Genomic DNA, 8,140 nt, shown 5'->3' on the forward strand with positions numbered 1-8,140 from the left:
CAACTGCTTATTTACTAAAATTAATGGCATACGAAGCGATTGTAAGTGTGCTGATATGACCCACCACATAAAAGGCTCAGGCAGACACCAAGTAACCTTGTTTCCTGAAGCGCTGGATGATTTTGTTACTGAAAATAACCCTGTCCGAGTAATCGATATCTTTGTTGATGGTCTGCAGCTTACTTCTCTAGGCTTCGAAAATGTTAATCCAAAGCAGACTGGGCGGCCTGGATATCACCCGGCTACCATGCTGAAACTGTATATTTATGGATATCTGAATCGTATCCAATCTTCCCGCAGATTAGAAAAAGAAGCGCATCGAAATGTTGAATTGATGTGGCTGCTTGAGTGACTAACCCCTGACTTTAAAACCATCGCTGATTTCAGAAAAAATAACGGTAAAGGTATTAAGAATGCTTGTCGTGCTTTCATTGACCTATGCAAGCAAATGCAAATGTTCACTGATGTGATTGTTGCCATTGACGGTAGTAAATTTAAAGCGGTAAACAGCAAATCGAATAACTACACTCCGAGCAAAGTTAAAGGCCACATCGAAAGAATTGAGCAAAGCATCAGCTTGTATCTGGATAAGCTCGATGATGCCGATAAAAAGGCAGAGCTTGAAGCTAACTCAGAATTAACAGCAACAAAGTTGGCATGGCTTCAAAAGCGTTTAGAAGAGTTAAAGCAAGAGCAGCAAGCCCTAGAGCAACATCCTGATAAACAGCTGTCATTAACAGATCCTGATTCTCGGTTGATGAAAATAAACAATGTTAACCGCCAAGTTAGCTATAACGTACAGACAGCAGTAGATGCAAAGCATCATCTTATTGTTGCTCACGAGGTAACCAATGTTCCTGACCGTGGCCAGCTAACTACTGTGACCAAATTAGCGCAAGAGGCAGTTGGTCAGACTGATATTACTGTTCTTGCCGACAAAGGGTATTACAGCCGGAGTGATATTAAAGCGGCTCAGGACTTAGGGGCCGTAGCCTTAGTACCAAAAGGTGATACCTCAGGTGCTGATCGAAAAGGGCTTTTTAATCGTGCATTGTTCAAATATGACAAAGAAAAGGATATTTATATTTGCCCAGTAGGTAATGAGCTTCAGAACCGGTTAACAGTGGAAGAGGATGGTTTAGCGATTCAAATGTACTTCAACTGTATCGCCTGCCGAGATTGTGGCCAACGTTCGAAATGTACCACATCCAAGCGAGATCCTAGACGAATACGCCGATGGGTTCATGAGGGGGAAATGGAGGATATGCAGGCTAAGCTTGATGCATCACCACAAACGTCAGTAATACGAAAGCAAACGGTAGAGCATCCATTTGGAACGATCAAAATGTGGATGGGTGCGACTCACTTCTTGATGCGACGATTTACCAATGTCAGCACTGAAATCAGCTTACATATACTGGCATATAACCTGAAACGGATGATATCAATTTGGGGCGCTGAGGGATTGAAAATTAAGCTAAAGGAGCTTTATGAATAGTGAATGTTATTGCGTATAAGCCATTGTCAGTCACAAAGACCACTTGAGTATGTCGATTTAGGCAAAGCGAAATCCCCATAGAAAAAAATTAAACTTTAGTTAGCCAAGTTGAGCGAAACTCTATTGCTGCTATGGAATAACTTGGTGGCAAATCAGAAATTTTGAGTTTTTACACAGCCTGGGCACAAAGCACCGATAAGACGTAGTGCTTTATGTTATCTGTCAGGCCAGATAGCCGCGGATAATTATCAACAATAGTGCCCTGCTACCCAGCCGGAGGCCCAAGCCCATTGGAAGTTATAACCGCCTAACCAACCGGTGACGTCGACCACTTCACCAATAAAATATAGGCCTGGTTGGTTTTTCGCTTCCATGGTTTCAGACGATAACTCATTGGTATCTACACCGCCAAGGGTCACTTCGGCGGTGCGGTAGCCTTCGGTGCCATTGGGTTTAAAGATATAGCGGCTTAACGCCTGATCTAAACGCTCAATATTTTTGGCATTAAGCGCTTTTAATGGTTGGTTTTGAAATACCTGTAGCTCCAACAGCTTTTCGACTAAGCGTTTGGGTAGGATTTTTGCCAAGGCGGTTTTTAGCTCTTGCGCCGGATGCTGTTGCTGCTGCTCGCTTAAAAAGCTGGCGATATCCTGCTCTGGTGCCAGGTTAATCTTTAGCTCATCGCCCGGTTGCCAGTAATTAGATATTTGCAAAATGGCCGGGCCGCTTAAGCCGCGGTGGGTAAACAGCATATCTTCCGGGAACACCACATCATTTGCTTCGGCGGTTACCGGCAAGGAGACACCGCTAATTTCTTCAAATACCGCTTTATCGCTGGGTTGCCAGGTAAGCGGCACTAAACCGGCGCGCACTGGCAATACCTTGAGGCCAAATTGCTCGGCAAGTTGAAAGCCAAAAGCGGTTGCGCCTAAATTGGGTAAACTTAAGCCGCCAGAGGCTACCACCAAACTTTGGCATTGCCGGGTGAGCTGGGGGGTTACTACCTGATACTGACCATCAGCAAAGGTCACGTTGCTGATTTCTTGCTGTAGGGCAATTTGCACGCCGGCTTTATCACATTCCTGCTGCAGCATATCGACAATATCTTTGGCGCTGTTATCGCAGAACAGCTGCCCCAGCGTTTTTTCATGGTAAGGAATGCCATACTGCTGCAGCCGTTAATGGCGCTACCGCCAAATACTGCTTTTTTATCTGCTGCTGGCTGAACAACTGGTAATAAGCCGGCCGGCTGGCGGCATTAATTGAAAACAGCACCAAACCTGCGGTGTCTCGATCCAGCCGGTGCAGCGGTACTATATCGGTTATACCGGTGTCACGCTGTAGCCGCGCCAGTAAGCACTCATTAACGTATTCCCCACCCGGCGTGACTGGCAAAAAATGCGGTTTATCTGCTACCAGTATATGGGCATCCTGATAGACAATTTGCTGTTCAAAGGGAATGTGCGGCTCTGCCACCACTTCGCGGTAATAACATAGCCGCTTGCTCGGCAAAAAGGGCGTATCAGTGGTAATGGCCTCACCATTAAACCAGTGCACCTTGCCTGCAGTAATACGTTCGCGCCATATTTCCTCGCTGATGTAGGGGAACTGACTGCATAAAAACTGCAGCAAAGTGTGCCAGCCCTGATTTACAGCCGGTAGGGTAATTTCTGAGGCTTGCTTGGCGATAGACACTAAAACACCTGATAGCGAAAATTACTAGCTTAACATGTCTTGTCACGGATTTTCATCCGCTTATCCCACGCTTTCTGCAAAAGCCGTTGCGACATCTATACTGTTGAGCAGTGTAACTTTGGGGCCGGCTATGCCATTTATCAGTCTGGGCACATTACTGCGTTTTAATCTGTATTACTGGTTTGCCATCTTTATGCTGGTCCTGCTGAGCAGCTGGCAGCTGGCGGCCTTGTCAGACCGCCCCTTTCCCACCAGCTTTCTGACTATCATGCTGGCCAGTAAGCTTGTGGCCATGCTTCTAACCACAATACTGGTTTACCTTACCTATACAAGGCTGACGCAGACGGGCCTGAGTCACTGGCAGCTATTGTTAGGGGTGAGCCTGCTGGCTGCCCTGCATATCCCGTTGGAGAATGCCAGCTGGATGTGGTTCAGAGGCAGAGAAATTGTCGATTTCCGGCAGCTGATGTCAAATATGGATACCTCAATACTGGCGTTTTTTGTTTGGACCGCCTGCTACCTAAGCTTGTTACTATATCAGCAGCAAATGCACCGACTTAGGCAAAACGCTGAACTCAGCAAAAAAATTCAGCAACTCGAATTGCAGGCATTAAGCCAGCAGCTTAATCCGCACTTTACCTTTAATGCACTGAATTCTGTTTGCGCTTTGCTGGAGGCAGAACGCTACGACGCGGCTGAAACCATGTCGGAGCAACTGGCGTCGTTTTTACGCTATTCACTGAGCAAATCACCAGACTGCCTGGTGCAATTGGCGGATGAATTAGCTGCCATTAATGACTACCTGCAGCTTCAAAAAACCCGGTTTGGCGACAAACTAAAGGTAAACTGGCACATCGACAAGGCCTTGCAGCAGCAGCCTATACCCGCACTGCTGCTGCAGCCACTGGTAGAGAACGCCATTAAATATGCGGTAGCCACCCGTAAACAAGGCGCAACCATTACCATAAGTGGCGTGCGTGATAATGATAATCTGCAACTTAGCGTCAGTGACGATGGACCGGGTTCGCAATTAGCGCTTGACACTAGTGGTGCCGGTGTTGGTCTGGACAATACCCGCAACCGCCTGGCACAACACTTTGGCGACAAAGCCCAGCTGAAGATTGCTAACAGTCCTTCAGGTTTTAGAGTGGATATTTGTTTGCCATGGCAGCTGAGCTAATGCGGCTGAGCAAGCAGCAACATTCGCCCGGACGCTTCTGGTACTGGCATCTATTATATTGGTTGAGCTATCTGCTGGTAAAATTTGTATTCCTTACGCTTTTACTGCCAATGCAAGAGCGCGATGTCTGGCCTTTTTTATGGATTTATGCCCTGCTGACAGTGCTAAATATTCTGGTTACCGGCTTACTAGGCCAACACGAAATAGGGCAGCAGCGAACGTTGCTCAGGCAGTTACAACGCTTGCTCATGCTATTATTACCCTGGTGTTTGCTGCTGATCTTGCTGCGCCAGTATCTGATGCTGAACTATACTTCTGATGTATTTCAGGACATAAGCTCGGTTTTTAAATACTTTTTGGGCTTTGCGATGATTTTGCTGCCACTGGCTGGCTGGTTGGCGGTGTTTATGTTGTTAAAGACTAACCAGTTACATTATGCCAGCTTGCAAAAACAACATCAGCTGTCGCAAAAGGCACGCCAGGCCAGATTAAAAGTATTAAGGTATCAGCTTAATCCACACTTTATGTTTAATACCCTTAATGCACTTAATGCACTAATTGTAACGCGCAATGGCGCGGCTAGTGAGCAACTGATCCAGCAATTATCCATTTACCTGCGGCATTCGCTGAAAAACCAGCAGGATGAGTTTATTCCACTACAGCAGGAGCTGGAGGTACTTTCTGCCTATATGGCAATCCAGCAGGTGCGCTTTGGTGAACGTCTGCAAGTACACTGGCAAGTGCCTGAGCCAGTGCCTGCCCTGCTTATTCCACCGCTGTTGTTACAGCCACTGGCGGAAAATGCGATTCAATATAGTGTCGCTGAGATGACAGGCAAGATTAACCTGCTGTTTAGCCTGCAACTGCAGGATAAGCTTTTACACATTACGCTGGCACAACAAGGTGCCGATGCCAGTAACGGCTGGCCGGTCGCCACGCCCCCCATCAACCTTACTAATCTGGCAGAGCGACTGCAGTTGCTGTTTGGTGATGCCGCCAGCTTCAGCTTCAGCCTTAGTCCAGCAGGCTTTTACAGCCAGCTCAGCATACCAATGGAGACACTGTATGACAGCCGCACTTAAAGTGATCATTGCCGATGACGAACCCTTAGCTATAAGTAATTTAAAAGCCAAACTGGCTGCCTATCCTAATCTGGAGATCGTCGACTGCTTCGATAATGGCGATGATACGCTTCGCTTTTTACAAAGTGCCCCAGAGATTGATCTGGTGTTTCTGGATATACAGATGCCGGGAGTTAAAGGCATAGATATACTGCAGCAAACTGCAAAACACTCGGCGCTAAGCCGGCCACTGGTGATTCTGGTTACCGCCTATGAGCAGTTTGCTTTTGCCGCCTTTGAACACTTTGCCTTTGATTACCTGCTTAAACCGGTGTCGCGCCAACGCCTGGCACAATCGCTGCTGGATGCCAGAGCAGCATTAGATAAACTCCCAGAGCAGGGCATGTCGATAGCGCCCAATAAGCTGAGCTTTAAAACCAACGATGCCACCTTTCTGCTGGATGATATTGAGATCCTGTTAATTGAAGCCGCTGGCAACTATATGTGCATTCATACTTTAAACGAAACGCTGATTATCCGCGAAACCATCAAAGAGTTATTACAACGCTTGCCTGCGCAATTTGTGCAGGTGCATCGCTCTTTGGTGTTGAACTTACATCATGTGCATAAGCTGCAACCGCATAATAGTGATTACCAGTTTATGCTCAGTAATGGCAAATGGGTCAGTGCCTCACGTCGCTACAAAATGAATTGGGCGACGCAGCTAACCGCATTACCACAACATTGAAACTACCGCTTAGCCCGCTCTGGCGCCAGCTTATCACTTGATAACATCCGCGCTACCGGTTGGCCCATTGCAGCGGCGGCGGCCACTAAATCTTGCCACACTAAGACAAAAATTAATGTTTCTTGGCTGTTAATAATTCCTTACGGTCCCTGGGCACAAAGTGATTTGTATCACTTGCGTCCAATTGCTGCCGCTGCAGCTCGCCCGAAGAGTTCTTCGGGCTTTTTTTATTGAGATCGCTTGTTGGAACTATTATGAAAATAAGGAGTTACCATGAAATGTCAGTGTTTGTGCGGCAGCATTTCTTTTGAATTAATTGGTTTATTAGGGGATATTTATAAATGCCATTGCTCTTTATGTAGAATGAACACTGGATCATCAAACTCCGCAGCATTGGTCGTCTAGGGAAATCAGATTCACTGGTTACCAGGTATGGAATTAGTCAACTCCTTTCAGCTTCCGACAGTATCGCGGCCTTCTGATTTGTCGGGCTTCTTGCCCCGCTTGGCGGGTGTTACTTGAGCCCGGTGTTTGCTGTTGGGTGCGAAGACGCCATGGAAACGTGTGAGGTTGACTCGTGGCTTGGGTACCAGCGCGGCCAGCTTCGCCATGAAATCCAAGGGCTCAAAGATCACATGGGTGGTGCCATTGCGATAAGGTGTCTTCAGTTCGTAACGCACCTGGCCATTGGTCGTCACTGCTAGACGCTTTTCTGAAACCGCTGGGCGACTGATGTAGCGACACAGTCGCTCGAGTTTATCGCGCTGATGCGCTTGCGCCATCACTCCGGCATGCAGAGAAAAACCAGCATGGTTGGCCACACGATTGCTAGCATCGGCCTTATCCTCTCGTCCTGGCAAGGTTTGCAGGGTGAAGACTTTTCGGCCTTGCTGTGGCCCTGTGGCAATCTGATAGGTCACCGAAGCACCCTGTAGCTGAGTCAGTACATCGCCCTCCTCTTCTTCGAGCGTCAACCAGGTATTCTCGGCATCGCGCTCCAGCAGACCTTGCTTTTTCAGACAATGAGCAATGCGGTGGCTCAGGGTATGGGCGAGCGTGTTGAGCTCACTGTGAGTGGGCGTTTTGACGCGATGGAAGCGCTGCTTGCCGTAGTCATCTTCGGCATAGACGCCATCGAGAAACAGCATGTGAAAATGTACATTAAGATTCAGCGCAGAGCCGAAGCGTTGGATAAGCGTCACCGAACCTGTTTGTGCAGTCGCCTTGGTGTAGCCCGCTTTCTTAATAAGGCGAGTGGAAAGAGTGCGGTAGACGATACCCAAGACCTGCCCATCAGCTCTGGATGGCGAGCCAGCAGGAACCGTAATTGAAAAGGAAAACTCAAGACCCATTGACGAATGGGCACCTTGGGGAATACTTCGTCTGTCAGCAGGGCCGCGCGCTCTGCCATACGCCGGGCACCGCAACTGGGGCAAAAGCCACGCCGTTTGCAGCTGAAAGCAACCAAACGCTCGTGGTGGCAATCTTCGCAGCGAACCCGCAAGAAACCGTATTCAAGGCGGCCACAATGGAGGAAGTCGTCGAATTCTTGTTGGATGTAGCGTGGAAGATACTGGCCTCGAGCTTCCAGAGAGGCCTTGAAGGCTGGGTAGTGCTGCTCAACCAGCCGGTAAAGTAGCGTCTGTTCTGGTTTATGGCGTTCGTAGTTTGGCGATTGGCTCGCCGTGGCGCGCCTTGCCAGAGACATGGGTATCTTCCGCTGATACTGTAGTTATACACAGTGTGGCGGTTTGCGGTCAGACGTCCAGTCTGTGTTGCAACGGCCCTTAGGGCAATCGCATTAAAAATGGCTAGGCACAGATCCGCTAACACCTAAAAGCGGTCTTTAGTGCCTGTAAAGTGAAATGTCTGCAATTGGCACAGGCTGTGTGAAAACTGCTGATCACCTTTTGGTCTAAGTAGCAGGTTTTTATGATCAATCATTCTTAATAAAACGC

Annotated in this window: 6 protein-coding genes and 2 pseudogenes; 5 read left to right on the forward strand and 3 right to left on the reverse strand. The window is 48.0% G+C overall.

From position 1 onward, the window contains the following. Window positions 1-55: 55 nt before the first annotated feature. Window positions 56-1,498: pseudogene (locus tag IE163_RS02055) on the forward strand (IS1182 family transposase). Between the two features lie 248 nt (window positions 1,499-1,746). Here the strand turns inward: IE163_RS02055 and IE163_RS02060 are convergent. Next, a complete protein-coding gene (locus IE163_RS02060; RefSeq protein ID WP_308430894.1) occupies window positions 1,747-2,673 on the reverse strand; it encodes a BaiN/RdsA family NAD(P)/FAD-dependent oxidoreductase in 927 nt (308 codons plus the stop codon). Continuing rightward, window positions 2,645-3,193, reverse strand: coding sequence for a pseudouridine synthase (locus tag IE163_RS02065; RefSeq protein ID WP_189429635.1), 549 nt, complete (start codon window positions 3,191-3,193; stop codon window positions 2,645-2,647). Before IE163_RS02065 ends, IE163_RS02060 begins: the two co-directional genes overlap by 29 nt. Before the next feature lie 130 nt (window positions 3,194-3,323). Here IE163_RS02065 and IE163_RS02070 point away from each other — a divergent pair, with 130 nt between their 5' ends. From IE163_RS02070 to IE163_RS18035, 4 genes are all read left to right on the forward strand, one after another. After that, complete coding sequence (locus IE163_RS02070; RefSeq protein WP_189429637.1) at window positions 3,324-4,373, forward strand: sensor histidine kinase; 1,050 nt, start codon at window positions 3,324-3,326, stop codon at window positions 4,371-4,373. Continuing rightward, window positions 4,358-5,455, forward strand: coding sequence for a sensor histidine kinase (locus IE163_RS02075; RefSeq protein ID WP_229833399.1), 1,098 nt, complete (start codon window positions 4,358-4,360; stop codon window positions 5,453-5,455). The genes IE163_RS02070 and IE163_RS02075 overlap by 16 nt, the downstream gene beginning before the upstream one ends. Next, window positions 5,439-6,182, forward strand: coding sequence for a LytR/AlgR family response regulator transcription factor (locus tag IE163_RS02080; protein ID WP_189429639.1), 744 nt, complete (start codon window positions 5,439-5,441; stop codon window positions 6,180-6,182). Before IE163_RS02075 ends, IE163_RS02080 begins: the two co-directional genes overlap by 17 nt. 273 nt (window positions 6,183-6,455) lie before the next feature. Beyond that, the gene (locus IE163_RS18035; protein WP_444541870.1) at window positions 6,456-6,587 is read left to right on the forward strand and encodes a GFA family protein; all 132 of its coding nucleotides are present in this window, start codon (window positions 6,456-6,458) and stop codon (window positions 6,585-6,587) included. A 59-nt stretch (window positions 6,588-6,646) separates the two neighbouring features. Here the strand turns inward: IE163_RS18035 and IE163_RS02085 are convergent. Further along, window positions 6,647-7,890, reverse strand: a pseudogene (locus tag IE163_RS02085) (transposase); the annotation flags it as partial. Between the last annotated feature and the right edge of the window lie 250 nt (window positions 7,891-8,140).

It is taken from the genome of Alishewanella longhuensis (assembly GCF_014653435.1).
Lineage (GTDB): Bacteria > Pseudomonadota > Gammaproteobacteria > Enterobacterales > Alteromonadaceae > Alishewanella > Alishewanella longhuensis.

Coding starts and splice junctions, on each gene's coding strand:
- IE163_RS02075 (WP_229833399.1), top strand. CDS start 4,358: ATGGCAGCTGAGCTAATGCGGCTGAGCAAGCAGCAACATTCGCCCGGA.
- IE163_RS02070 (WP_189429637.1), top strand. CDS start 3,324: ATGCCATTTATCAGTCTGGGCACATTACTGCGTTTTAATCTGTATTAC.
- IE163_RS02080 (WP_189429639.1), top strand. CDS start 5,439: ATGACAGCCGCACTTAAAGTGATCATTGCCGATGACGAACCCTTAGCT.
- IE163_RS18035 (WP_444541870.1), top strand. CDS start 6,456: ATGAAATGTCAGTGTTTGTGCGGCAGCATTTCTTTTGAATTAATTGGT.